This window comes from Salipiger sp. PrR007 (assembly GCF_010499845.1).
GTDB lineage: Bacteria > Pseudomonadota > Alphaproteobacteria > Rhodobacterales > Rhodobacteraceae > Salipiger > Salipiger pacificus_A.
This window is the reverse complement of record NZ_JAAGOZ010000010.1, coordinates 113,249-139,266: the sequence shown is the minus strand read 5'-3', so window position 1 is coordinate 139,266 and position 26,018 is coordinate 113,249. Positions and strand designations below refer to the sequence as shown.

The following is a 26,018-nucleotide window of genomic DNA, read 5'->3' as shown; positions in this document are numbered from 1 at the left end:
ATTCAGAGCATGACCCCTCAGGATCTCGCAGAGGCCTGCGCCAAGGAAATGTGGAACGCCGACAGCGCCTCGCAGCGCCTCGGCATGACGCTGGCCCACATCGCGCCCGGCCATGCGACGCTCGAGATGGAGCTGAGCGAGCAGATGACCAACGGCCACGGCAACGCCCACGGCGGTTATCTCTTCACGCTGGCCGACAGCGCCTTTGCCTTCGCCTGCAACACCTACAACGAGATGACCGTCGCGCAGCATTGCTCGGTCACCTACATCACCCCGGGCGCGCTCGGGGATCGGCTCACGGCCACCGCCCGCGAGATCTCGCGCAAGGGCCGCTCGGGCATCTATGACGTGACGATCACCCGGGAGGACGGGACCGTCATCGCAGAATTCCGCGGCCATTCGCGGACGCTCAACCGGCCCCTGCTGCCCGAAGCGCGGGCGGAGGGCTGACCCATGAAGGGAGGAGAGACCATGACAGACATGACCCCGATGAAGGAGATCCTCGACCCGATCGAGATCGCCAGCCGTGACGAAATTTCCGCGCTTCAGCAAAAGCGCATGGCCTGGTCGCTGCGCCACGCCTACGAGAATTCCCCCTTCTATCGCAAACGCTTCGACGAGCACGGCGCGCATCCGGACGACTTCAAGACCCTCGCCGATCTCGCCAAATTCCCCTTCACCATGAAGCAGGATCTGCGCGACACCTACCCATTCGGCATGTTCGCCGTCCCGCGTGAGCAGCTGGTGCGCATCCACGGCTCGTCGGGCACCACCGGCAAGCCCACCGTCGTCGGCTACACACAGAAGGATATCGACATCTGGGCAGACTGCATGGCGCGCTCGATCCGGGCCTCGGGCGGCCGCAAGGGCGATATCTGCCACGTCGCCTATGGCTACGGTCTCTTCACCGGCGGGCTCGGGGCCCACTACGGGGCCGAGCGGCTCGGCTGCACCGTGGTGCCGATCTCCGGCGGCATGACCGAGCGCCAGGTCACCCTGATGCAGGACTTCCAACCCCAGATCATCATGGTCACGCCTTCCTACATGCTCTCGATCCTCGACGAGTTCCGCCGCCAGGGCCTCGACCCGCGGCAGAGCTCGCTCAAGGTCGGCATCTTCGGCGCGGAGCCCTGGACCAACGCCATGCGCGAGGAGATCGAGCAGGCCTTCGACATGCACGCGGTCGACATCTACGGCCTGTCCGAGATCATGGGCCCCGGCGTCGCCAACGAATGCGTCGAGACCAAGGATGGGCTGCACGTCTGGGAAGACCACTTCTACCCCGAGATCATCGATCCCACGACGGGCGATGTGCTGCCCGACGGCGAGATGGGCGAGCTGGTGTTCACCACGCTCACCAAGGAAGGCCTGCCGATGGTGCGCTACCGCACCCGCGACCTCACACGCATCCTGCCCGGCACCGCGCGCTCGATGCGCCGGATCGAGAAGATCACCGGCCGCAGCGACGACATGATCATCCTGCGCGGCGTCAATGTCTTCCCGACCCAGATCGAAGAGCAGATCCTGAAATGCGAGGGCCTCGCCCCGCACTTCCAGATCGAGCTTGGCCGCAAGGACCGCATGGACGTTATGACCGTGCACGTCGAATGCACCCCGGCCCGCTGCGATGCCGATGCCCGAGCCGCCTCGGCGAAGGAGCTGTCGCATCACATCAAATCGGTGGTTGGTGTCTCGACCAAGATCGAGGTGCATGACCCCGAGGGCGTTGCCCGATCCGAAGGCAAAGCCAAGCGCGTCGTCGACAACCGCCCGAAGTAACCTACGGGCAGGCTAGAAAATACCCCGTCCGGCGGCTAAGGACTGGCGCGCCGCCAATCCCCCGCCGGACCAAGAGGAGCATTCGCGCATATGGCAAGAACGCGCGCCAGCGACTTCGAGGAGAAGCAGCACCAGCTACTTCTCACCGCCGCCAACGTCTTTGCGACGCAGGGGATGGAAAAAGCCTCCATGTCCCAGATCGCATCCGAAGCCGGGGTGTCGAAGTCGCTGCTCTACCACTACTACCCGTCGAAGGACGCGCTGATCTTCGCGATCATCGAGACCCATCTCGATGAGCTCGACGCCGCGCTGGTCGAGGCGGACGATCCCGCCCTGCCCCCGCGCGCGCGGCTCGAGCAGCTGGTGATGACCGTGCTCGACGCCTACAAGGGCGCCGACGACCAGCATAAGGTCCAGCTCAACGCCGGTCCCGCGCTGTCGGACGAGCAGAAAGCCGCGATCACCAAGATCGAGCGGCGCATCGTCAAGCACTTCTCCGCCGTGCTGACTGAGATCCACCCGCAGCTCGACACGCCTGAGAGGCCGCTGCTGATGCCCGTCACCATGTCGCTCTTCGGCATGATGAACTGGGTCTACATGTGGTTCCGCGACGGCGGCAAGATCAGCCGCGAGGATTATGCCCGCGTGGCGACGACCCTGATCCTCGAAGGGGTCAAGGGCGTTCGCTGAGCGCCGCGCGCTCGACCATCAGCGGATCATACTCGGGCGCCGTCACGCGGCGGCGCCCCTCTTCCATCTCCGCCAGCGGCTGCGCCGGGGCGAGCTTGGTCTTGGCATCCACCGCGAGCTGGCGGTAGACGTCGGTGCCGCGCGACTTCCAGTCGATTTCCTGCTCGGTCAGCGCGCGCAGCACCTTGGCGGGTGAGCCCACCGCCATGACGTTGGCCGGGATCTCGCTCCCCGCCCGCACGAAGGCCATGGCGCCGAGGATTGTGTTCTCGCCGATCCGCGCCTCGTCCATCACCACGGCATTCATCCCGATCAGCGCATTGCGCCCGATGTGGCAGCCGTGCAGCACCGCGCCGTGACCGACGTGGCCGCGCTCCTCGACCACGACATCCTTGCCGGGAAAGGCATGGGCGACGCAGGTTTCCTGCACATTCGAGCCGGGGTGCAGCGTGATCCGCCCGAAGTCGCCGCGCAGCACCGCGCCGGGGCCGATATAGCAGCCGGCCCCCACGATCACGTCCCCGATGAGCACTGCCTCGGGATGGACAAAGGCCGAGGGGGCCACCACCGGCACCACCCCGTCCCAGGACCAGATCGCCATGTTCAGCCCTCCTGCGGCAGCGGCCAGCTCTTGGCCACCATGGTCAGCACATCATATTCAGCCACCACCTCGTCGCGCTGGTTGGTGACGCGGCAATCCCAGCGCACCTCGCCGTAAACCGTCCCCTCGCGGGGGTTGATCTGCTTGCACGTCAGCTGCACCTGCAGGCTGTCGCCGAAATACACGGGTGTCAGGAAGCGCAGGTTGTCGACGCCGTAGTTGGCCAGCACCGGGCCCGGATCGGGCTGCACGAAGAGCCCCGCCGCGAACGACGCGATGAGGTAGCCATGCGCCACGCGGTCGTCGAAGAACGGGTTGGCTTTCGCCGCGTCGCTGTCCATGTGCGCGTAGAAGGTGTCCCCGGTGAACTGCGCGAAATGCTCCACGTCCTCCTCGGTGATCACCCGTCGTTCCGTGACGAGCTGGTCGCCGATGTTCAGCTCGGCCAGCGACTTGCGGAACGGGTGTGTTCCCTGCTCGGCCGGTGCGCCCGCGACCCATTCGCCAGTCACAGCAGACAGCAGCCTCGGCGTGCCCTGCACGGCGGTGCGCATCATGAAATGCTTCACCCCGCGCATGCCGCCCATCTCCTCGCCGCCACCCGCGCGACCCGGCCCGCCGTGCACCAGCGGCGCCAGCGGTGCGCCGTGGCCGGTCGAGCTCTTGGCGCTGTCGCGGTTGCCAAGCATCACCCGCCCGTGGAAGGGCGCGACGCCCAGCACCAATTCCGACGCCACATCAGCATCATTGGTGAAGACCGACGAGACCAGCGAGCCCTTGCCCTTCATCGCCAGAACGACCGCCTCATCGAGATCTTCGTAGCCCATCACCGTCGCTACCGGGCCAAAGGCCTCGATATCGTGCGGAGCCGTGGCCGTCATCGGGTCAGCGCAGCGCAGCAGAACCGGGTTCATGAACGCGCCTTTCTCGGCATCCCCCGAGACCAGTTCGACCTTTTCCGGATCGCCGAAGACGATCTCCGCCTCGCGAGCGATCTCGGCGATCTTCTCGCGCACGCCGTCGCGATCCCCGAGCGAGGCCAGTGCTCCCATGCGGGCATTGGCATCGTCCGGCAGACCCGCCGGGGTCTGCGCCAACCGCTGCGAAAGCGCCTCGATCACCGCCCGCTCCTGCGCCTTGGGCACCAGGACGCGGCGGATCGCGGTGCATTTCTGCCCCGCCTTGGCGGTCATCTCGCGGTGCACCTCCTTGACGAAAAGATCGAACTCCGGCGTGCCCGGCACGGCGTCGGGGCCGAGGATCGCGGCGTTGAGGCTGTCGGCCTCCATGGTGAAGCGCACCGAGTTCTCGACGATCGCAGGGTGCGACTTCAGTTTGCGCCCGGTGGTGGCCGAGCCGGTGAAGGTGACGATATCCTGCCCGGTCACGTGGTCCAGCAGGTCGCCGACGCCGCCGCAGACAATCTGCAGCGCGCCGTCCGGCAGGATGCCCATCTCAAGGATCCGCCGCACCACCAGCTCGGTGAGATAGGCCGTGGCCGAGGCAGGCTTCACGAGACACGGCATGCCAGCGATCAGCGCGGGGGCGATCTTTTCCAGCATCCCCCAGACCGGGAAGTTGAAGGCGTTGATGTGGATCGCCACGCCGTGCATCGGCACGAGGATGTGCTGGCCGACGAAGCTGCCGTCGCGCGACAGACCCTCGACGGCGCCCTCGGGAACGACCTTTGCATTGGGAAGCTCGCGCCGTGCCTTCGAGGCGAAAGTGAGCATGGTACCGATACCACCATCGATGTCCGGCCAGGCATCGCGAGCCGTGGCGCCGGTGGCGAGGCTCTCGGCGTAGAACTCGTCCTTCATTTCCATCAGCTTGAGGCCGATGGCCTTCAGCATCAGCGCCCGCTCGTGGATGGTGTACTGGCGCAGCGCCTTGCCGCCAACCTCGCGGCCCCAGGCCAGGGCCCCGGCAAAATCGAGCCCCTCCGAGCCGATATAGGCATGGACAGAGCCGGTCCCGGCATTGGCGAGTGGCTTGCCCTCCCCGTCGCCGGCGCGCCAGGCACCCTGCATATAGCTCTCGAGGCGGCGCGCGGTGCGTCCCGTATCCAGCATTTGCTCGTCCTTCCTGTTCAGTTCAGGCCAAGACCGGAAAGCACGCTTTCCGCCTCGGCGCGCCACGCAGCACGCAGCGTCTCGTTGTCGGTGTGGCGCAGGCCCATGGCCTTTTGCTTCTCGAAGCGCTCCGATGTTGCCGGGCCGAAGGTCTCCGCAACGCGCGGCATCCAGTAGGCGACAGAGGCTCTGGCCCCATCCGTCGCCCCGATCCGCTCGAGCCCCTCGAGGCCCAGCTCCATGTGCCGCTTCTCGCGCGGGAGGATGTCGCGCAGCACCTCGGCCAGCGGCTGGTACGAACTGCGCGCCAGCTCGCCCACGGCGTGCTGCGTCGCAAGGCCCATGAGCACGTTCATCACCACCGCGTCGGTCCAGCCGGTCAGCGGGTAGTGGAAGACCGAGAGCCGCATGTCGCCGCCGTGGCGCTTCGCCTCGAGCGTGCTGTCACGGCTCTCGCGCGCGGCCCAGTCGTGGGCCCGCTCGTAGAGCGCCTTGTCGGTGCCGAAGCCCTCCATCAGCTCGAGCACGCGCTCGGCATGGTCGGCCTTCTCCAGCGTGATCCGGCTGGCGGCGATGCGCGCCTTGATCCCCGGCGCCCAGTTGATCGCCCCGGCAAAGCCCGCAGACCCCGCCAATTCACTGTCGACGAAGGAGGACATCAGCCGCAAGAGCTCACCGCGGTAGCGCGGCGGCACGTTCTCGGGAGAGGTCAGCTTGCCGCCCTGCGCGAGATACTCGGCGATGGGCATGGTATCGGTGTCATTCGTCATAGCTGAGCACCACCTTGTCGGAGAGCGGAATGCACTGGCACGACAGCACGTAGCCGGCGCGCACCTCGTAGTCCTCGAGCGCGTGGTTGATCTCCATCTCGACCTCTCCCTCGAGCACCTTGGCGCGGCAGGTCGAACAGACGCCCGCCTTGCACGAATAGGGCGCGTCCATGTTGTTCTCGATGGCGGCGTCCAGCACGGCAGTGCCGTCCTTCGGCATCTGGAAGGTGCGGGTCGCGCCATCGAGCGTGACCGAAACCTCACAGGTGTTCCCCGCGGCGGCGGCCTGCTGCGAGACAGCCCGCGTCTTGGCGCGGCCCGGCTGCGAAGATGCGAAAAGCTCGAACTTGATCTGCGCGTCGGTCAGCCCGGCCTGGCGCAGGCTCTCGGCGATCGTCAGCATCATCGGCTCGGGGCCGCAGATGAAGGCGGTGTCCACGCCCTCGGCGTCGATCCAGAGCCGGAAAAGCATCTCCATCTTCTCGGCGTCGATGCGCCCGGTGAAGAGGTCTATCTCCTGCCCCTCGCTCTCGAGGATGTGGATCACCGAGAAACGCCCGAGATAGGTGTTCTTGAGATCCTCCAGCTCTTCGCGGAACATGATCGAGCCGACCTGGCGGTTGGCGTAGACCAGCGTGAAGGTGGCGTTGGGTTCGCGCGACAGAACGGTCTTGATGATCGACAGCACCGGGGTGATGCCCGAGCCCCCGGCAAAGCCGAGGTAGCTCTTGGCGCTCGACGGATCGAGCACGGTGAAGAACCGCCCCTGCGGCACCATCGCGTCGAGCGTGTCGCCGGGTTTCAGGTTTTCGTTGGCCCAGGTCGAGAAGGCGCCGCCGTCGACGCGCTTGATGCCGACCTTGAGACAGCCCTCGTCGAGACCGGCGCAGATCGAATAAGACCGCCGCAACTCCTCGCCGTCGAACTCGCGGCGGAAGGTCAGGTACTGGCCCTGGGTGAAGCCGAAACTCTCGGCGTCCTCGGCGCGCGGCTTGAGGGTGACCACCACCGCATCGCGGGTCTCGCGGCGGACATCGGTCACTTCGAGGGGATGGAAACGGGGCATGTCAGACCTCCTCCTGTCTGGACAGGGAAATGCGTCGGGGGTGCCCCGCCGGGGCACCGGAATGGCTCAGTGGCACTTGAAGTAGTCGAAGGGCTCGAGGCAGTCGCGGCAGCGGTAGCTGGCCTTGCAGGGGGTCGAGCCGTACTGGCTGACCCGTTCGGTGTGGGACGAGCCGCAGCGCGGGCAGGCGATCACCAGGTTCGACCGCCCCGACAGCCGCGCCGCACGGCCCGCCATCAGACCGTCCGAGGCGGTGCCGTCGACCGGCGGGGCGATGCCGTAGGCGCGCAGCTTGTCGCGCGCCGCCTCGGTCACCCAGTCCGTGGTCCAGGGCGGCGACAGGCGGCGTTCCAGCCGCAGGTCGGTGATGCCTTTCTCGCGCAGCTGGATCTCGATCATCAGGTCGATCACCCCGGTCGCCGGACAGCCGGAATAGGTCGGCGTCACCGCCACAACCAGCGTGTCCCCGTCCCAGCGGACCTCGCGCACGATGCCCAGCTCGGTGACCGAGACCACCGGGATCTCGGGGTCGGGGACCTCGCCCAGCCAGTCCCAGACCTGCTGGGTGGATGGCAGAACCGCGCTCATCGGCTTACCAGCTTGCGCCCGGGTAGGCGCGCTGCAGGAACTGCATTTCGGCAAGGATGTAACCGAGGTGCTCTGTGTGCCGCCCCTGCTTGCCGCCGGTCTGCGCGTCGAAGCGCTGCTCGGGCTGCACCAGCGTTGCCTCGTCCAGCACCTCGCCGACAGTCCGCTGCCAGAGCGGCAGCAGGTCCGCAAGGGCGGGCGCGATGCCGGCCTCGGCCACCGCCTCGTCCACCGCGTCGGCGGCGAACATCTCGCCGGTGTAGGGCCAGAGCTTGTTCAGCGCCGCCTGCATCCGGGCGTGGCTTTCCTCGGTGCCGTCGCCCAGCCTGACCACGAGATCCGACGACCGCTCGAGGTGGTAGGACACCTCCTTGAGTGCCTTGGCGGCGATCTCGGCTACGCGCGGGCTCGACGACTTGGTCAGGGCGGTCAGCAGTTCGTAGTGGAAGGCATCGAAGAGGAACTCGCGCATCAGCGTCACCGCCATGTCGCCGTTCGGCAGCTCGACCAGCTTCAGGTTGCGGAATTTCATCGCGTCGCGCAGGAAGGCCAGGTCATCGGCGCTGCGCCCCGCCCCTTCGACCTCGGCAGCAAGGCCGAGCCACATCTGGGTGTGGCCGATGAGGTCGAGCGCGGTGTTGGCCAGCGCGATGTCCTCTTCCAGCACCGGGCCGTGGCCACACCATTCAGAGATGCGGTGGCCGAGGATGAGCGAATTGTCCCCCATCCGGCAGAGCCAGTCGAAGAAGGCGGGCTTCAGCGCCACATCGTCGACGTGCGGATCATGCGTCTGCGCGGCAGCGGCACGCTCGGCGAGCCGGGCCACATCCGGCGTTGCGGCATCGGGAAGCGAAGGCATCACATGTGCCCCACTTCGTCGGGGATGTCGAAGAAGGTCGGGTGGCGGTAGACCTTGCTCTCCGCCGGATCGAAGAGCGGGCCCTTCTCGGAGGGCGCCGAAGCGGTGATCGCCGCCGAGGGCACCACCCAGATCGACACGCCTTCCTTGCGGCGGGTGTAGACGTCGCGGGCGTTCTTGATCGCCATCTCGGCGTCCGGTGCGTGCAGGCTGCCGACGTGGCGGTGGTTCAGCCCGTGCTGGCCCCGGATGAAGATCTCCCAGAGCGGCCATTCTTTCTTGGTCATGTCACATCCTCCTCAATGCGAGCGCTTACTCGGCGGCCACGTTCGATGCCGCGCGGCGCGCGGCGGCCTTCTCGGCATAGGCGGTCAGCCCGTCGCGGAACCACGCGCCCTTGTCCCAGGCCTCGCGGCGGGCGCCGAGACGCTCCTCGTTGCAGGGGCCGTTGCCCTTGATCACCTCGAAGAACTCGTTCCAGTCGGGCTCGGCGAAATCGTAATGACCGCGCTCCTCGTTCCACTTGAGGGTCTCGTCGGGGACGGTGAGGCCAAGGTACTCGGCCTGCGGCACCGTCTCGTCGACGAATTTCTGGCGCAGCTCGTCGTTGGTGTTCATCTTGATCTTCCACGCCATCGACTGCGCGGAGTGCACCGAGTCCTTGTCGGACGGGCCGAACATCATCAGCGAGGGGTACCAGAAGCGGTTGAGCGCATCCTGCGCCATTTCCTTCTGCTCGGGCGTGCCCTGCGCCATCTTCATCATGATCGCGTAGCCCTGCCGCTGGTGGAAGCTCTCTTCCTTGCAGATGCGGATCATCGCGCGGCTGTAGGGGCCGTAGGAGGTGCGCTGCAGCGGCACCTGGTTCATGATCGCCGCGCCGTCGACCAGCCAGCCCACCGCGCCCATGTCGGCCCAGGTCAGCGTGGGATAGTTGAAGATCGAGCTGTATTTCATCGCGCCCGAGTGCAGCTTTTCGAAGAGCTCGTCGCGCGACACGCCCAGCGTCTCGGCGGCGGAATAGAGGTAGAGCCCGTGCCCGGCCTCATCCTGCACCTTGGCCAGCAGGATCGCCTTGCGCTCGAGCGTCGGCGCACGGGTGATCCAGTTTCCCTCGGGCAGCTGACCGACGATTTCCGAGTGCGCATGCTGACCGATCTGGCGGATCAGCGTCTTGCGGTAGCCCTCGGGCATCCACTCCTTGGGTTCGATCTTCTCGCCGCGGTCGACCCGCTCCTGAAAGGCGCGCTCCTCGGGAGTCATCTCCTCGAGCGACTTCATGCCTTCCGATTTCACCATCTGTGCATACATGGTCGTGCCTCCTCCTGAGGGTCAGATACGTTCGAGGATCATCGCGATCCCCTGCCCCACGCCCACGCACATGGTGCAAAGGGCGTAGCGGCCGCCGGTGCGGTGGAGCTGCCGGGTGGCGGTCAGGACCAGCCGCGCACCGGACATGCCGAGCGGGTGGCCCATGGCGATGGCGCCGCCGTTGGCATTCACATGGGGGGCGTCATCCGGCAGGCCAAGCTCGCGCAGCACCGCGAGCCCCTGCGCCGCAAAGGCCTCATTGAGCTCGATGACATCCATCTGGTCGAGCGTCAGGCCGGCGCGGGCGAGCACCTTGCGGGTCGCGGGGACCGGACCGATGCCCATCACGCGGGGCGCGACGCCTGCCGCCGCCATGGCGAGGATGCGCGCCTGCGGCGTCAGGCCATTCTTGGCCGCCGCCGCCTCGGAGGCGACGATCACCCCCGCCGCGCCGTCGTTCACGCCCGAGGCATTGCCGGCGGTGACGCTGAGGTCCGGGCCATTCACGCCACGCAGCTTGGCCAGCTTGTCGACCGTCGTGCCGGGGCGCGGATGCTCGTCGGTGTCCACCACCAGCGGATCGCCCTTGCGCTGCGGGATCGTCACCGGAACGATCTCCTCGGCGAAGACGCCGGCCTTCTGAGCCGCTTCCCAACGATCTTGAGAGCGCACGGCAAAGGCGTCCTGGTCAGCACGGCTGACACCGTAGTCTTCGGCCACGTTGTCGGCGGTCTCGGGCATCGAATGTGTGCCGAACGCCTTGTCGAGCTTGGGGTTCTTGAAGCGCCAACCGATGGTGGTGTCGTACATCTCGGCATTCCGCGAGAAAGCCGAGCTCGCCTTGCCCACCACGAAGGGCGCACGGCTCATGCTCTCGACGCCGCCCGCCAGCAGAAGGTCGCCATCGCCGGCGCTGATGGTGCGCGCGGCGAGGCCGATCGCATCCATGCCAGAGCCGCAGAGGCGATTGACCGTGGTGCCCGGCACCTCGATCGGCAGGCCCGCCAGCAGCCCGGCCATGCGCGCGACGTTGCGGTTGTCTTCGCCAGCCTGGTTGGCGCAGCCGAGAATAATGTCATCGACGCTGGCCCAGTCGACCGAGGCATTGCGCGCCATCAGGGCGGCCAGCGGTACGGCCGCCAGATCGTCGGCGCGGACAGCCGAAAGCGCCCCGCCATAGCGGCCGACGGGTGTGCGTATCGCGTCGCAGATGAATGCCTCGGACATCCGTATCCTCCTCCCTCGAGAATCGAGGTCGACCATCAATGATCGACCGATCGGTCAAACAACTAGCACGACATACGGCACATGTTAAGCGTCAATTGAGTTTCTGCGTGATGTATCGACAGACCCCCTGCCCCGCGGATCACGCAGCTGCTTCGCGCCGCAGCTGGAACAGCCGGCGTTCGGTTTCCTCATTGCAGGGCGCAAGATGTCCCTCGGGGCTGAGAAACCTCGCGCTTACATGGCTTTCCGCGTGCTTCGACAATCCGACATAGGCCGCAACAAAAAGCCTGCGGGCTTCGTCGGCGGGCCAGTCGTGAGGATAGGCCGCACGTGGCAGACGCGGGTCGCTGAGTGCCGCATGGCGGTAGTCATGCACCAGTCGCAAACGCAGGGCGAGCGCGTCCTCCGGCGAAAGCGGGACAGTTGCGGACAGCAGATCGCGCAACGCACCATGGCGGGCGAGGAAGCTGGCATAGGCCTCGGCAACCCCGGGCAGGCCCCAGCGTTCCGAAGCGAGCTGGCCAAGATCGCCATGCCCCTCAAGTTGCTTCGCGCGCAGCAGGACACCCGCCACCGGCGCAATGTCCTCGCGATTGGGCGCCAGCGCGACGGTGGGTGCAAGCCGGGCCCAGGGCAGCGGCAGATCGACGTCGCGCAGCGCGTCCGACAGGCACAGCAGCCAGTCTTCGGGCTCGGGCGGCGGTGCAAACAGCAGACGGGCCGCCTCGCGGAACTCGGCCCGCGCGGGTTCTGACAAGCGGTAAAAGCTGCGCCGCCCGATCCGCACACCCTCGAGCCGCCCGGCCCCCACGAGGCGAGAGACCGCGGTGCGGACGAGGCTTTCGTTCAACCCGTGGCGCGCGCAACACTCGATCAGCGTGCCCATCCAGAGCATGCCGCCACGCGGCTCGACCACGTCGCCGTAGATCGTAACGATGAAAGCCGGGGCGCGCGGGGCATCTGTGGCCGCCAGTTCGGCAAGCGCCAGCGGATCAGCGGTCAGATCGCGCACCTCTGATATCACGGCCTTGTTCATTAAACGCCCTCCTGCGGCGGCGCCCGATGCGGCGCACGACCCCAGTCTACGCCAGCCTCCGCGATATGTCACATGATTGCAGCGCTTCTGTCACTTTGCGTGCCGTTATTAGCGGAGATCTCGGCCATTTGCGCCCTGACCCCCATCGCCGCGGCCCGTTTCACCGGGCCGAAGCCGCGAATGTCCATCACCAGCGCCGCCTTTGCGGCGCGATCATCGCGGTTCTTGAAGGTCAGCCCGGCGGTCAGGCGGTCCAACAAGGCGCGGTACTCGGCGATCAGAGCGCGCTCCATCTTTCGCTCGACACTGTAGCCGAAGGGATCGAGCGCGGTGCCGCGCAGCGGTTTCATCTTCGCGAGAAGGCGCATCGCGGGGCGTATCCAGGGGCCGAAAGCGCGCTTGAGGGGCCGCCCGCGCGCATCCCGTCCCCCGGCGAGAACCGGCGGTGCCATGTGGTGGACCAGCTTAAACGGCCCGTCGAAACGCGCGGCAAGGTCGTCTTGGAAGCCGGTCTGCGTATGCAGCCGCGCCACTTCATATTCGTCCTTGTAGGACATGAGCTTGAAGAGTCCCTTGGCCGCTGCCTCGGTCAGTGCCCCGACTGCGCCGGTGGCGGCGGTCTCGGCCTTGCGGACCTTGCCGATCTCGCGCAGGTACTCCTGCGCCCAGGCGGCATTCTGGTAGCCCGTCAGGAACTCGGCCCGCCGCGCGATCATCTCGTCCAGCGTCAGAACCGGGCTGGCGGGCAGTTGGGCGACGCGCTCGACCGCCCCACGGTCATGCACCAGCACCCGCCCCCAGGTGAAGGCGTCCTTGTTCTGCGCCGGCTTCACGCCGTTGAGTTCGATCGCCCGCATCAAGGCCTCGAGTCCCAGCGGCACCAGCCCGGCCTGCCAGGCCGCGCCAAGGATCATCACGTTGGCAAAGACGCTGTCGCCGAGCAGCGCTTCGGCCAGCGTGTTGGCGTCGAAGCTCTGCAGCGACGCCGCATCGACGGTGGCGCGGATCGCCTCCAGCCGCGCGCCCGCGTTGAGATCGGCGTCGCGGTTCTGCACCAGATCGCCGGTGGGCATGATGGCGGTATTGATCACCGCCCGCGTCTCGCCCTTGCGATAGGTGGCAGAGGCCTTTGGCGAGGAGCTGACCACCAGATCGCAGCCAATCAGCGCATGGGCCGAGCTCGGCTCGATCTTCACCTGGTTCAGCACCGCTTCGGAGGCCGCCACGCGCAGGTAGCTCAGCACCGGGCCGAACTTCTGGGCGAACCCCATGAAGTCGAGCACCGAGGCCCCCTTTTGCTCAAGGTTCGCCGCCATTGCGATGAGCTGGCCGACGGTGACCACCCCTGTGCCGCCGACCCCGGTGACGAGAATGTCCCAAGGCTGGGAGAGAGAGGGCAGGTCAGGCTCCGGCAGGGCCGCCTGCAGCGGGGCGAGTGCTTCCTTCCCGGCCGCATCGGTTTTTTTCAGCGTCGCCCCCTCGACGGTCACGAAGCTCGGGCAGAAGCCGTTGAGACAGGTGAAATCCTTGTTGCAGGTGTTGAGATTGATCTTCCGCTTGCGGCCGAACTCGGTCTCCAATGGCTCGACGCTCAGGCAGTTGGATTCCACCGAGCAATCGCCACAGCCCTCGCAGACCAGCGGGTTGATCACCGCGAATTTCTTCGGATCCTCCATCTTGCCGCGCTTGCGCAGCCGGCGCTTCTCGGTGGCGCAGGTCTGCTGGTAGATGAGCACGGTGGTACCGGGGATGTCGCGCAACTCGCGCTGCACCCGGTCAAGATCGCGGCGGTGCTCGATCGGCACGCCCGCCGGCAGTCCCTCGCGGCGCAGCGCCTCGGGGTCGTCCGAGACCACGACCACCTTCCTCGCGCCTTCAGACACCATCGACTGCGCGATGGACGCGACGCTGAGCGGGCCATCGACGTGCTGCCCGCCGGTCATCGCCACGGCGTCGTTGTAGAGGATCTTGTAGGTGATGTTGGTCCCTGCGGCGATCGCCTGCCGGACAGCCAGAGAGCCGGAATGGTAATAGGTGCCGTCGCCGAGGTTTTGGAAGACGTGCTTGTTGCCGTTGAACCTAGAGCGGGAGACCCAGTTCACCCCTTCGCCGCCCATCTGGATCAGCGAGGTCGTGTTGCGGTTCATCCAGCTGGCCATGAAGTGGCAGCCGATCCCGGCCAGCGCCTGACTGCCCTCGGGCACCTTGGTCGAGGTGTTGTGCGGGCATCCCGAGCAGAAGTAGGGCGTGCGGGCGGCCCCCTCTACGAGGATTGGCGCGGGCGCGGGTACCGCGTGCGCGGCCTTGCTCACAAGGTCAAGGTCGGGAAAGTTGCGCTCCAGCCGCGCCGCGATGTGCCGGGCGAGCATGACCGCGCCGAGTTCGTGCGTCCAGGGGATGAGACGGTTGCCCGCCTCGTCGCGCTTGCCGACCATCCGCTTCGGCTTCTGTCCCGGGAAGTCGTAGAAATACTCCTTGAGCTGGCTTTCGATGATGCCCCGTTTCTCTTCGATGACCAGCAACTCGCGCTTGTCCTTTGCAAAGGCCAAGGCGCCGAGGTGCTCCAGAGGCCAGACCATGCCGACCTTGTAGATGTCGAGGCCGATCTCGGCGGCGCGCGCCGCGTCGATGCCCAGCAGCCGCAGCGCCTCAAGCACGTCGAGATGCGACTTGCCGGTGGTGACGATGCCGAAATGCGCCTCATGCCCCCATTCGCTGCGATCGATCGGATTGGCGCGCGCAAAGGCAAGGACCGCTGCCTTCTTGGCTTCCATCCGCTCCTCGATCTGCGGGCCGGGAAGGTCCGGCCATCGGTAGTGCAATCCGCTCTTGGGCGGCTCGTAGTCGGGCGCCACAAAAGAGCGGGGCTTTGGCAGCTCGAAGGACATGCCCGACTCGACGGTCTCCGAGATTGCCTTGAACCCCACCCACATGCCCGAGAAGCGCGACAGCGCGTAACCCCATTCGGCGAAGCTCAGGAACTCGGCCACGTTGGCCGGATTGATCGTCGGCATGAAGAAATTCATGAAGGCGACGTCGGACTGGTGCGGCATCGAGGACGAGACGCAGCCATGGTCGTCCCCCGCCACCACCAGCACCCCGCCATGCGGCGAGGACCCGTAGGCGTTGCCGTGCTTGAGCGCATCTGCGGCCCGGTCGACCCCGGGTCCCTTGCCGTACCACAGGCCGAAGACCCCGGCACATGTGCGGTCCGGATCCGTTTCGACCTGCTGCGTGCCAATGATCTGAGTGGCTGCGAGTTCCTCGTTGACGGCGGGCACGAAGCCGATCCCCTCGGCATCCACCAGTGCGCGGTTCCGCGCCACCTCGAGGTCGATCCCGCCGACCGGCGAGCCGCGGTAGCCCGAGATGAAGCCGCGCGTGTCGAGGCCTGCGGCCTTGTCGCGACGAGCCTGGTCGAGTGCGATGCGCAGGATCGCCTGCGTGCCGGTCAGAAAGACTCGGCCCTCGGTGCGGGTGTAGCGGTCCGACAGTTCGTAGTCGCGCAGAATGGGTGTCTGATCGGTCATCGGCTCCTCCCAAAGCTCGTCGCGGCCGGGCCGCGTCCTCCGCGCATAGAATAGGCCTTGCCGGTGAAACCCCATCTCTAATAGGATCAAGTTCACGTACTTCTTGAAACGCTTGTTTCAGAATCCCCATAATTGCGAACGCCATGACAAAGATATCGCCGCTCGAAGCCCGAATGCTTGCCATCCTGCAATCCGACGCCTCGATCAGCATGAGCGAGCTCGCGCGACAGACCAACAGCTCCAGCGCCACCTGCTGGCGGCGCCTGCGTGAACTGGAAGAGGCCGGCGTGGTCAGTACGCCGGTGCGCCTGGTCGATCCGGCCAAGGTCGGGCGGGGCATGGACGCCTTCTGCCAGGTGCGGATGAAGGCGCAGGACGCCGACGCGCGCTCAGCCTTCCAAAGGGCGATGGACCTTGAGCCCGCGATCGTCGAGGTCTACTCGATCTCGGGCGACTGGGATTACCTGCTGCATATCGTGGTGAAGGATATCCCCGATCTCGAGAATATCCTGATGACCCGCATCCACGAACTGGATTGCGTTGCCACTGCCTCGACCATGTTCGTGCTACGCCGCGTGAAGCACACCACGCGCATCCCGGTCTGAACCTCGAACAGTCGCTTCGGTGGCACCTCGGATCGCTCCCCAAACGCGACAAGGCGTCACCGTTCTCTCGTAGCCCCAGCCAGCGTGCCTAGACTCAGATGGTGTATTCGGCTTGCGCCCCACTTTCAGCTTCGGTCTCGGCGGTGTCGCGCACGCGGCCGGCGCTTTTCGTTAAAGCTCCTCGGTGAGGTTCAGTGCTGTGCTGTCTCGGACGTCCAGCGATTTCGCTTCTCCCTACCTTCGGGTGGCCTTCTTGTCACAGCAGATGCTCCGGCCCCTGGGGCGCCTTCCAGCTTTTGGAATGGAACCTCAAGGATCGACGAACATTGTCGGTGTGAACCGCAATAAATCGGAGGCATCATGCGCCACATCACTTTGCCCGCTCTTTCGCTCATCCTCATGGCCGGCGCAGCATCGGCACAAACGATGGACGTGTCCTCGCTTCACAGCATCGACGACGCCGACATCATGGGGGCAGATGGCAAAAAGATCGGTGAAATTGAGGAGATCTTGGTCAACGATTCCGGCGAGCCCGTCGCAGCTGTCGTCGAAGCCGGAGGCTTTCTGAATATTGGCGACGACGATATTGTTGTCTCGCTCGACGACCTCACCTTCGATAACGGTGATTTCACCACCTCCATGACCGAGGAGGAATTGAAGAACCTTCCCAAGTGGGAGGATTGATCGCCTCGTAGCTTGTAGAACAGTTTCGTGGCGGCGCGCGCAGGCCGTGCGCCGCCTTGCGCTTTGATAGCACCATGCGGCCCAGATACGTTCGGCAAGAAACGCACAGTCGGAATATGACCCAATTGACGAACGTTGCAGAGCGGCGTTGAAGGAAAGCTAGTTTGAATGAAGAAACAGATGCTAACCGCAGCCGTCGTTGCACTGCTCCTCGCCGGATGTGCTGCGATCCAGCGCCCAGAAGTCGCCAACTCGCACGTGCCGGAGCCGAAGCAATCGGTCGAGCTGAGCAGGTACCTCGGCGTTTGGCACGAACAGGCGCGCTTCGACCATTCCTTTGAACGTGACTGCATGAACGTCACCGCGAAATACGAACTGCGAGATGACGGGTTGATCGGGGTTACAAATCGATGCCAAAGAAACGGAAAGACATCGACTACTAAAGGAACCGCTTCGATCGCAGGGGACCCCGCGAAACTCGAAGTGACCTTCTTCTGGCCATTCAAAGGTGACTATTGGATCCTGGATCACTCGGACGACTACTCTTGGTCGATTGTCGGTGAGCCGAGTGGCCGTTATCTATGGTTTCTTACGCGCAAGAAGCTGGTGGATGATCAGACAATTGACATGCTCAAAGGCAAGGCGCGTGAAATGGGGTACGATTTAACGGGCCTCATCCGGGTTAGCCAGACTGAAGAGTGATTAAGCTCGCCCTCCAACGCCTCGTCGGGGGGCTTCCTGTTCAGGCTTTCCTCAGCACGCCGGCAAAAAAGTACCAGAGTGTTTGTCTCCGACCGGGCCAGCTCGGGCGGGGCGGCTATTTGCTGCTATTTGCTCAAGCGAACCTGAGGGTTCGCCATGGACAGGGACCTCACATGGCAAAGGCACGATTGGCGGGTACCCTTCCATGACGTGGCCCGCCCAATGCGGACCTTGGCCTGCCTGGCGATGCTTCACGATGCCATGAATGAGCGTCTCGAGGAAGCAGCGCGGCAGCGACGCGCTGTTCCATCAGCGGCAGGTCCGGTCCGCGACCCGCGGTCCCCTTGTCGATGATACTGATTTTAAAGGCTGGCTCGCGGCTGGCCTGCCAATTGACAGTTCTGATGCCCGGCTCTACCTCCTGATTTCTGCAAGGAGGCCATCATGCCCAAACCGAAGTCTCGCAGTTTCGCCGTCATCGGCCTTGGAACCTTCGGCACAACCGTCGCGTCTGAGCTGGCCCGGTTCGGCAACCACGTGCTTGGGATCGACCTGCAGGAACGCAACGTCTCACGCGTCGCCGACACGATTGCCGAAGCGGTGATCGCCGACGGTCGCGACGACCAGGCTCTGCGCGAGGTCGGAGTGGGCAGCTACGATGTTGCCGTCGTCGCCATCGGCGAAGAGCTCGACGCCAACATCCTTTGCACCATGAACGTCAAGATGCTTGGCGTGCCCACGGTCTGGGTGAAGGCGATGAACCGTACGCATCATCGGATCCTGTCCAAGCTTGGTGCCGACCGGGTGATCCTGCCCGAGCAGGAGATCGGTCGCCATATCGCCCAGATGCTGCACAACCCGCTGGTCCGCGACTACGTGAGCCTCGGCAACGGCTTCCACGTGGTGGACTTCCGCGTACCCCAAAGTCTCGACGGTACGCCCATCGACAAGATCGGCCTGCCCGAGAAGTTCGAGCTTCGGACCTTGGGGCTCATGCGCGGCAGCGACTATGTGGACTGCCGGGCCGGGGCGACCGAACTCAAGGCGGACGACAAGCTGCTGCTCCTCGGACGCAGGGAAAACCTGCGCCGCTTCGCGGACGGGCTCTGAGCGCCGATGCGGCCCGTATGGTCCAAGGGGGTATGGCGCATGCAGCTCCCCCCGCCCGCGATCCTCGCCGGTCTCTATGCGGTGCTGATCGTCCTGGGTGGCGCTCTGCTGATGGTGCCCGCAGCGACGGCGATGCCGATAACCTGGTCGGACGCGATCTTCACCGCCGCCTCGGCCGTGACGGTGACTGGTCTCGTGGTCTCGGACACCGGCAGCCAGTTCACCCTCTTCGGTCAGGGGGTCATCATGGTGCTGATCCAGCTGGGTGGGCTGGGGTTGATGACCTTTGCCGTGCTGTTGCTGTCGATGCTGGGTCTTCCGGTGACGATCTCGCAGCGCATCTTCCTGCGCGAGGATCTCAACCAGACTTCGATCAGCGACCTGCTGGTCCTCGTTCGTGGGATCCTCAAGACCGTGCTGGCCTGCGAACTCTTGGGCGTCGCGCTGCTGTCCGGCGTCTTCGTGCCGGAATTCGGCTGGGGCGAGGGGCTGTGGCAGGCGCTTTTCCATACCGTCTCGGCGTTCAACAACGCGGGCTTTGCGCTCTTTCCCGACAGTTTGTCGCGCTATGTGGGCAACCCTGTCGTGAACCTCACGATCCCGGCGCTGTTCATCTTCGGCGGGCTGGGGTTCATCGTGGTGACCGAGGCCTACGGCAAGCGCCGCTGGCAAGCGTTCTCGCTGCACACAAAGCTCATGTTGGTCGGCACTCTGGCTCTGATCGTTTGGTCGGTGCTGACCTTCGCTGCACTGGAATGGACCAACCCTGCGACGCTCGGAGGGCTTGCCAGTACCGGTGACAGGCTGTGGGCAAGCTGGTTCCAAGGGGTGACGACCCGCACCGCTGGCTTCAACACCGTCGACATCGGCGGCATCCATGACAGCACCTCCATGATGTTCATGTCCCTCATGGTGATCGGTGGAGGCAGCACCTCGACGGCCGGAGGCATCAAGGTGACAACCTTTATCGTCCTTCTGCTTGCGACCGTCGCCTTCTTCCGGCGTAGTCAGCAGCTGCACGTCTTCGGGCGGAGTATCGGTGCCGAAGAGATCATGAAGGTTCTGGCGCTGACCATGGTAAGCCTGCTGACGGTTCTGGTCGCGATCTTCCTCGTGACCCTGTCCCACGATGGGGACTTCATCGATCTTGCATTCGAGGTCACCTCGGCCTTCGGTACGGTCGGATTGTCACGGGGGACCACCGGAGAGCTGGACGGCTTCGGTCGCGCGGTGATCATCGCCGTCATGTTTGTCGGCAGGGTTGGACCACTGACCCTGGGCTTTTTCCTTGCAACACGATCCAAGCCCCGGGTTGGGTACCCTGCGAGCAAAGTTTATCTCGGGTAGCCCTGTTCGAGAGCTTGCTCACACTGACCCTAACCGAGCCGCTTCATGGTCGCGACTGCGATCACTCGGGCCTCTTGACGAACGGCGAGAGGTTGACGCCTTGGGACGTCGCCTGCACCTGCTCCGGCAGCACCTTCTTCAGCTCCGCAGTCTCGGTCACGGGCGTTTTCAGCCGCTTGGTCTCGGACACTTCCATGGCGCCATACTTTCACCGCCACTTTGCAGAACGTGGCAGCGCTCATTCCGTGATGCCGCATAGAAGCGGGTGCCCGTCAATCTGCGTGATGGGCGCGACCGGCGGAATCGAAAAGATGCAACTGGCTGGTGTCGAATCGCAGCGCCACGTTGTCCCCTGGCGCGACCTGCGAGCGTCCGCCGTCGAGCGCGATGACCGAGGTGCCGTCGCTGAGCCGGGTATGAACCAGCGTCCTGTCCCCTAGGTGCTCCACCACAGTGGCCTCACCCTTCGTATCGCCCTCGCCTGTTGTGACGTGCACCGCTTCGGGGCGGATCCCCAGCTCGTAGGCGCCGCCATCCGGGATCGAAATGTTCATCGTCACGCGCGATCCGTCGCCGAGGACGGCAAGCGCCTCTCTGCCGGAAATCGCCACGTCCGCTTTCATGAAGTTCATGCCCGGACTTCCGACAAAACCGGCGACAAAGCGCGAGGCAGGATAAGTGTAGACCTCCATCGGTGTGCCGATCTGCTCGATCCGGCAATTGTTGAGGATGACAATCCGGTCAGCGAGCGTCATGGCCTCGGTCTGGTCGTGGGTGACATAGATCATCGTGGCCGCGATGCGCTGGTGCAGCTGCGCGAGCTCGACCCGCGTGCGCACCCGGAGCGCAGCGTCGAGATTTGACAGCGGTTCGTCGAAGAGAAACGCCGCGGGCTCCTTGACGATCGCCCTGCCGATGGCCACCCGCTGGCGCTGCCCGCCCGACAGCTGGCTCGGGCGGCGGTCGAGAAGCGACTCCATCTCGAGGATACGCCCGGCATCCGCGACCCGGGCGGCGATGTCGTTCTCCTTCATCCCGATATTGCGCAGGCCAAAGGCCATGTTGTCGCGCACGGTCATGTGGGGATAAAGGGCGTAGTTCTGGAAGACCATCGCCACGTTTCGTTGGCCCGGGGCGAGAGCCTGGCACTCTCGACCGCCGATCAGGAGCTCGCCGCGGTCGATGGACTCGAGACCAGCGATCATGCGCAGGAGGGTGGACTTTCCCGAACCAGACGGCCCGAGAAAGGCCATGAATTCTCCCTGCTTCACCTCGAGACTGATGTCCTTGATGACCTCGACGGCGCCGAAGCTCTTCGAGACGTTCTGCAGTGCGATATCTGCCATATCTTACCCCTTGATCCCCGCACTGAGCGTGATGGCCTGCGTTACCCGCCGCTGGAAGAGCAGGTAAGCGAGCGCGACAGGGAAACCGGCGAGCACGGCCGAGGCCAGCTGCCGCGCGTAATAGACGCCGAAGGCGTCACTAACTTGGGTGATGCCGACCGTGATGGTCATCATCTCGGTCCGCGTGACCGCCAGAAACGGCCACAGGAAGGCGTTCCAGGCCCAGATGAAGGTGACGATGGAAAGCGCCGTGGTCACGCCCCAGTTCATCGGAATGTAGACCTTGGTCAGGATCCGGAACTCAGAGGCGTTGTCCATCACGGCCGCCTCGCGAAATTCTTTCGGGACTTGGTCGAAGAACTGCTTGTAGACGATGATGATCACCGGGTGGATGAGTTGCGGCAGGATGATCCCCGCCCAGGTGTTCAACAGGCCCATATTCGCGATCAGCACGAAATGGTTGATGATAAGAACCTGCGTGGGGACCATGAAGCTGGCCAGGATCAGCCACCACAGCAGGCTCCGACCGGGAAACCGGAGCTGACTGATGGCATAGCCCACCAAGAGCGAGGTGGAGACGGTCAGCACCGTCACCCCGAGGGCCGTGGCCACCGAATTCATGTACCAGCTGCCAATCTGCGTCTCGGTCAAGGCGAACCAGTAATGCCGTAAAGTTGGGTTCTCGGGCCAGAGTTCGATATAGGGGCGCACGACCTCGTCCTCGAGCTTGAAGGACGAGACGATGCCCCAGTAAATCGGGAAGGCCCAGATGATCGCGGCGATCACCGTCAGGATCGTGATGATCGCTCCGGCGATGTTGTAGCGTCGCGTCGTGGTCGGGGTCATGTCTTGCGCTCCGCGAGGCGCAGAAGCTGGAAGTTCAGCACGGAAACCACGATGACGACCAGGAAGAGCACCACCGCGATGGCTGCAGCGCGCCCGCCGTCGTCGCTCTGGAACGCACGCTGGTAGATGTAGTAAACCATCACCAGATTGTCGTTCGGTCGCCCGCCTATGGAAAACAGGTACACTTGGTCGAAGATCTTGAGCTGAAGGATCAGCTGGATCGTCAGGACCAGCGCCGTGACGGGCCACAACAGCGGCCACGTCAGTTTCCGGAAAACGGTCCAGCGTCCGGCATTATCCAGTTCCGCCGCCTCGTAGATTTCGGTCGGGATCGCCCTCAGACCCGCGAGAAACAGCAAGATGGAGAAGCCGCAGGTCCACCAGATCGTCACGAAGGCCACGGCCGGCATGAACCAGGTCGAGGTCTTGAAGATCGGCACGCGATCGATGCCCAAGGCATCGAACAGATGCATGGCGATGCCGAATTGGAAGTTCAGCGTCCAGTCCCAGATCCGGTAGACCACAGAAACCGGCAGGATGTAGGGCAGGAAGAACAAGGCCAGCACGAGTGCTTGAAGACGCCCCGAGAGCCGCGTGATGCCCAAGGCGATGGCAAGCGCCACGAGCGTCCCCGGAACCACGCTGAGCAGCACGAAATAGGCCGTGTTCCAAAAGGCCGTGTCGAAGCGCCGGTCATCTGGCAGACGGGTATAGTTGTCGAGACCGGTCCATTCCGCGGTCTGCGGCCCGAAGCTGATCAGCGGCGCATCCTGAAAGGACAGGATGAACATGTCGATCGTCGGGTAGACGAAGATCAGCCCGTAGATCGCCACGAAGGGTGCGATCAGGACATAGGCGATCAGCGTGTCTTTTCTCGCGTTGCGGATCACGCCGGGTCCTCCAATTCGAACCTTTGGTCAGACGAAAGGAGGGGCACGCGCGCCCCTCCCGGAATCATTACATGTCGTTGAGTTCGTACTGGATTTCCTCGACCGCCTCGGCCGGATCCATCTCTCCGTTCAGCGTCGGAACAAAGTAGGTGGACATCACGTCGAACATCGGACCAGCGACGCCCGCGAATGTGCTCTGAGGGTCGAATATCATGTTCTTGGTCAGCGAGGAGTAGGTCGCATTCGGCTCCATCTGGGAATATTCCTCGGATGCCGTCACGTTCGAATTGGCCGGAATGTGGCCCGCGGTGGCCCAGAACAGCGAATTCTTCGACATCCAGGACATGACTTCCAGCACCGCGTCGCGCTTGGCGGTGCCATCATCCACGCCGTTGTTGGCCGGGATCGCAAAGGCATGGCTATCGGCGTAGGTTGAGGGATGGGCGAAGATCACCGGCAGTTCGACCGCGCCCCAGTCGAAGAGCCTGCCTTCGTCGCTCAGATCCTTCATCGTCGGGACTTCCCAAACGCCGTTGATCATCATCCCCGCTTCGCCCGAGGTGAAAAGCGCAACCGTCGCGGGATAGTCGGTATAGGTCGACTGCCACTTTTTGTTGGTCCAATCCTGCAGCACGGACAGTGCATTCTGCAGTTTCTCAGCGTTATCACCCGCCAGGAACTCGCCGTCGGTCAGAAGTTCGCCGTCTTGCTGGCCCATGAGCGAGTATATGGTGCGGTACATGAAGTTGCCGTCGGCTGTCACCGAGGCCAGCGGATACTCGACGCCCGCATCCTTGAGCGCGGCAAGGGTTTCCTCGAAGCCCTCGCGACTGTCGAGCCCCATGGGCGTGCCATCCTCGTTGAGGCGGCCGGCTTGCTTGAGAAGGTCTCGGTTGTAGTAGAGCACGATGGGATGCGTATCGAGCGGCACGGCGTATTGCTTGCCGTCGACCGTCACCGCGTTCCAGGTGGACTCTGCGAAATCCTCCTGGCTCAGTCCCATCTTCTCCCAGTCCGCATCAGTGATCGGCTGCAGCAAACCCTGGCTTACGGCGAGCGGGATGCGGCTGGCGTGGTAGGCCATGATGTCGGGGGCTTCGCCCACGGCGACCGATGTCTGAACTTTCGTGTAGAAGGGCACGCCCCATTCGAGCGTGGTCGCATCGATGGCGATCTCGCCCTCGTGTGCCGTGTTGAAGTCCTCGATCATCGACTTCAACCGCACGCCGTCGCCGCCACTCAGGAAATCCCACCAGACGACGGTCTCCTGCGCCTGGGCAGAAGTCGCAAGCGTGGCCCCGAGGACCATACTCAACACTTGTTTCATTTTTCTCCTCCCAAAGAAAGACCGGACCCCGGCCGCAGATTGACTCTACACTACTGCCGGTTCCTATCAACGATTTTGGCGGTATATACCCGATATTCCGATACAGTCGTCACAGCGTGACCCGGATCACAGAATAGCTGTAGGGCGGCAGGGCCAGGCTGAGAGTGTTTCTATCTATCTTGGCACCGCTACCCTCTTGCGGCACCACCGTGTCGGGCGCCTCCATCGTGTTCCGCGCCTCCAGATCGTCGTGGTGGATCAGGGTATGGCTTGCGGTCTTCGGTGTGCCGAACCTCTCGAGCGACACCTCTACCTCCATCGGCTCGCTCCCGTTCCGGTTGACGGCGAAGAAGGTCACGCTGCCCACATCGGCGTCGTGCACGCCGGCAATATCAAGGTAGCTGACCCCTGCTGCCATATCCGCGTCATAGGTCGGACAATCGACATCCAATTGCAGCGCGGTGCCGCGACCGTGGTGCGAGGCGAGCTTTAACGGATAGTAGATCGTCTGACGCCAGGCCGGACCGCCCGGGCTGGTCATGATGGGAGCGATCACGTTCACGAGCTGTGCGATGCAGGCGATGCGCACCCGATCAGAACGGCGGATGAAGGTGTTCAGGATGCAGCCCACTTGAAGCACATCCTCGAAATTGTACACATCCTCCAGGATCGGCGGCCAGTACTTCCAATCCTTGCCTTGCAGGTAGAGCTGATCCTGCTTTCGGGTGTGATACCAGACGTTCCATTCATCGAACGAGATCGTCACATCCTTCTTCGACCGCTTCTTGCCCTTCACGAAGTCGATCACGCCGCTCACCGTGCCGATATAGCGATCCAGCTTTTCCGGCAAAGCTAGGAAGTTCGCCGTGTTCTTCTCGTAGTTCTCGAAATACATGTGCAGCGAAATGTGGTCGATATTGTCGTAGGTCTCCTCGAGCACCGTGGCCTCCCATTGCGGGTAGGTCGGCATGTCGGAGTGGGAAGATCCGCAAACCACCAGTTCGAGATCGCTGTCGAAGGCCCGTAGCGCTTTGGCCGTTTCATTGGCAAGTTGGCCGTATTGGCGGGCCGTCTTGTGGCCGACCTGCCAGGGCCCGTCCATCTCGTTCCCCAGACACCAGGTTTTCACCGCCCAAGGCTCTGCCCGCCCGTTCTTGCGACGCAGGTCAGACCAGTAGCTGCCGCCGGGGTGGTTCACGTATTCGACGAAGCTCCGGGCCTCGTCGAGGCCGCGCGAGCCAAGATTGACGGCAAGCATCATCTCGATGTTGGACTTCTCGGCCCAGTCGGCATATTCGTGAATGCCCACATGGTTGTTCTCGAGCGTCTTCCACGCGAGATCGAGCCGGGTCGGCCGATCCTCCTTCGGGCCGATACCATCCTCCCAGTTGTAGGCAGAGACAAAGTTGCCCCCCGGATAGCGGCAAATCGGCGTGTCGAGTTCGCGGACGAGGTCGATCACGTCCTGCCGCATCCCGCTGGCATCGGCGCTGGGGTGATCGGGTTCATATATGCCGGTATACACGGCCCGACCCAGATGCTCGAGGAAAGAGCCGTAAAGCCGTTTGTCGATATCCGCGATGGTGTAGCGCGCATGCGCGGTGACACGAGCCCTCATGCGATCCCTCCCTA

The 26,018-nt window shown here is 64.2% G+C and carries 24 protein-coding genes; 8 read left to right on the top strand and 16 right to left on the bottom strand.

Going from position 1 to position 26,018, the window contains the following annotated elements; translation table 11 throughout:
- The first annotated feature begins 9 nt into the window (after positions 1-9).
- The 3 genes from paaI to G0Q01_RS03170 all read left to right on the top strand — a co-directional run bounded on the left by paaI (position 10) and on the right by G0Q01_RS03170 (position 2,469).
- A complete protein-coding gene (paaI, locus tag G0Q01_RS03180; protein ID WP_108970784.1) occupies positions 10-450 on the top strand; it encodes a hydroxyphenylacetyl-CoA thioesterase PaaI in 441 nt (146 codons plus the stop codon).
- Positions 451-471: 21 nt separating this feature from the next.
- Positions 472-1,779, top strand: coding sequence for a phenylacetate--CoA ligase PaaK (gene paaK, locus G0Q01_RS03175; RefSeq protein ID WP_164190209.1), 1,308 nt, complete (start codon positions 472-474; stop codon positions 1,777-1,779).
- Between the two features lie 90 nt (positions 1,780-1,869).
- Positions 1,870-2,469 (top strand): TetR/AcrR family transcriptional regulator, encoded by a 600-nt coding sequence (locus G0Q01_RS03170; RefSeq protein WP_108970691.1) that lies wholly within the window; start codon positions 1,870-1,872, stop codon positions 2,467-2,469.
- Here the strand turns inward: G0Q01_RS03170 and G0Q01_RS03165 are convergent.
- The 11 genes from G0Q01_RS03165 to G0Q01_RS03115 form a co-directional block, all read right to left on the bottom strand.
- Entirely contained in the window at positions 2,453-3,070 is a 618-nt protein-coding gene (locus G0Q01_RS03165; protein ID WP_164190199.1) for a transferase hexapeptide repeat family protein, read from the bottom strand. The two genes, G0Q01_RS03170 and G0Q01_RS03165, sit on opposite strands and share 17 nt — an antisense overlap.
- 2 nt (positions 3,071-3,072) lie before the next feature.
- Positions 3,073-5,142 (bottom strand): phenylacetic acid degradation bifunctional protein PaaZ, encoded by a 2,070-nt coding sequence (paaZ, locus tag G0Q01_RS03160; protein WP_164190197.1) that lies wholly within the window; start codon positions 5,140-5,142, stop codon positions 3,073-3,075.
- Between the two features lie 17 nt (positions 5,143-5,159).
- Positions 5,160-5,912, bottom strand: a complete 753-nt coding sequence (locus tag G0Q01_RS03155; protein WP_164190188.1) for a Phenylacetic acid catabolic protein — start codon at positions 5,910-5,912, stop codon at positions 5,160-5,162.
- The gene (gene paaE / locus G0Q01_RS03150) at positions 5,902-6,978 is read right to left on the bottom strand and encodes a 1,2-phenylacetyl-CoA epoxidase subunit PaaE (RefSeq protein WP_164190186.1); all 1,077 of its coding nucleotides are present in this window, start codon (positions 6,976-6,978) and stop codon (positions 5,902-5,904) included. The genes G0Q01_RS03155 and paaE overlap by 11 nt, the downstream gene beginning before the upstream one ends.
- A gap of 66 nt (positions 6,979-7,044) precedes the next feature.
- Positions 7,045-7,566 (bottom strand): 1,2-phenylacetyl-CoA epoxidase subunit PaaD, encoded by a 522-nt coding sequence (gene paaD / locus G0Q01_RS03145; protein ID WP_164190177.1) that lies wholly within the window; start codon positions 7,564-7,566, stop codon positions 7,045-7,047.
- 4 nt (positions 7,567-7,570) lie between these two features.
- Positions 7,571-8,425, bottom strand: a complete 855-nt coding sequence (paaC, locus tag G0Q01_RS03140) for a 1,2-phenylacetyl-CoA epoxidase subunit PaaC (RefSeq protein ID WP_164190168.1) — start codon at positions 8,423-8,425, stop codon at positions 7,571-7,573.
- A complete protein-coding gene (gene paaB / locus G0Q01_RS03135) occupies positions 8,425-8,712 on the bottom strand; it encodes a 1,2-phenylacetyl-CoA epoxidase subunit PaaB (protein WP_092428283.1) in 288 nt (95 codons plus the stop codon). Before paaB ends, paaC begins: the two co-directional genes overlap by 1 nt.
- A gap of 25 nt (positions 8,713-8,737) precedes the next feature.
- Positions 8,738-9,736 (bottom strand): 1,2-phenylacetyl-CoA epoxidase subunit PaaA, encoded by a 999-nt coding sequence (gene paaA, locus G0Q01_RS03130; RefSeq protein ID WP_164190166.1) that lies wholly within the window; start codon positions 9,734-9,736, stop codon positions 8,738-8,740.
- 21 nt (positions 9,737-9,757) lie between these two features.
- On the bottom strand, positions 9,758-10,963 hold the full coding sequence (gene pcaF, locus G0Q01_RS03125) for a 3-oxoadipyl-CoA thiolase (RefSeq protein WP_164190164.1): 1,206 nt from the start codon (positions 10,961-10,963) through the stop codon (positions 9,758-9,760).
- A 139-nt stretch (positions 10,964-11,102) separates the two neighbouring features.
- Entirely contained in the window at positions 11,103-11,999 is an 897-nt protein-coding gene (locus G0Q01_RS03120; protein ID WP_164190161.1) for a PaaX family transcriptional regulator C-terminal domain-containing protein, read from the bottom strand.
- A gap of 68 nt (positions 12,000-12,067) precedes the next feature.
- Entirely contained in the window at positions 12,068-15,529 is a 3,462-nt protein-coding gene (locus G0Q01_RS03115) for an indolepyruvate ferredoxin oxidoreductase family protein (RefSeq protein ID WP_164190159.1), read from the bottom strand.
- Between the two features lie 143 nt (positions 15,530-15,672).
- On the opposite strand from G0Q01_RS03115, the gene G0Q01_RS03110 reads away from it, so the two are divergent.
- From G0Q01_RS03110 to G0Q01_RS03090, 5 genes are all read left to right on the top strand, one after another.
- A complete protein-coding gene (locus G0Q01_RS03110; protein ID WP_164190157.1) occupies positions 15,673-16,134 on the top strand; it encodes an Lrp/AsnC family transcriptional regulator in 462 nt (153 codons plus the stop codon).
- Positions 16,135-16,494: 360 nt separating this feature from the next.
- Entirely contained in the window at positions 16,495-16,818 is a 324-nt protein-coding gene (locus tag G0Q01_RS03105) for a PRC-barrel domain-containing protein (RefSeq protein WP_164190155.1), read from the top strand.
- Between the two features lie 168 nt (positions 16,819-16,986).
- Positions 16,987-17,520 (top strand): lipocalin family protein, encoded by a 534-nt coding sequence (locus tag G0Q01_RS03100; protein WP_203594878.1) that lies wholly within the window; start codon positions 16,987-16,989, stop codon positions 17,518-17,520.
- 444 nt (positions 17,521-17,964) lie between these two features.
- Positions 17,965-18,630 carry a TrkA family potassium uptake protein gene (locus G0Q01_RS03095; RefSeq protein WP_164190153.1) on the top strand — a complete coding sequence of 222 codons (666 nt, stop codon included), beginning with the start codon at positions 17,965-17,967 and terminating at the stop codon, positions 18,628-18,630.
- A 39-nt stretch (positions 18,631-18,669) separates the two neighbouring features.
- Complete coding sequence (locus G0Q01_RS03090; protein WP_164190151.1) at positions 18,670-19,977, top strand: TrkH family potassium uptake protein; 1,308 nt, start codon at positions 18,670-18,672, stop codon at positions 19,975-19,977.
- Between the two features lie 272 nt (positions 19,978-20,249).
- On the opposite strand, the gene G0Q01_RS03085 is transcribed toward G0Q01_RS03090, so the two are convergent.
- From G0Q01_RS03085 to G0Q01_RS03065, 5 genes are all read right to left on the bottom strand, one after another.
- Positions 20,250-21,323 (bottom strand): ABC transporter ATP-binding protein, encoded by a 1,074-nt coding sequence (locus G0Q01_RS03085; RefSeq protein WP_164190149.1) that lies wholly within the window; start codon positions 21,321-21,323, stop codon positions 20,250-20,252.
- A 3-nt stretch (positions 21,324-21,326) separates the two neighbouring features.
- Entirely contained in the window at positions 21,327-22,169 is an 843-nt protein-coding gene (locus G0Q01_RS03080) for a carbohydrate ABC transporter permease (RefSeq protein ID WP_108970708.1), read from the bottom strand.
- Entirely contained in the window at positions 22,166-23,059 is an 894-nt protein-coding gene (locus tag G0Q01_RS03075) for a carbohydrate ABC transporter permease (RefSeq protein WP_108970709.1), read from the bottom strand. Before G0Q01_RS03075 ends, G0Q01_RS03080 begins: the two co-directional genes overlap by 4 nt.
- Positions 23,060-23,126: 67 nt before the next feature.
- The gene (locus tag G0Q01_RS03070; RefSeq protein WP_164190147.1) at positions 23,127-24,386 is read right to left on the bottom strand and encodes an extracellular solute-binding protein; all 1,260 of its coding nucleotides are present in this window, start codon (positions 24,384-24,386) and stop codon (positions 23,127-23,129) included.
- A 109-nt stretch (positions 24,387-24,495) separates the two neighbouring features.
- Complete coding sequence (locus G0Q01_RS03065; RefSeq protein ID WP_164190144.1) at positions 24,496-26,004, bottom strand: alpha-N-arabinofuranosidase; 1,509 nt, start codon at positions 26,002-26,004, stop codon at positions 24,496-24,498.
- Positions 26,005-26,018 lie beyond the last annotated feature (14 nt).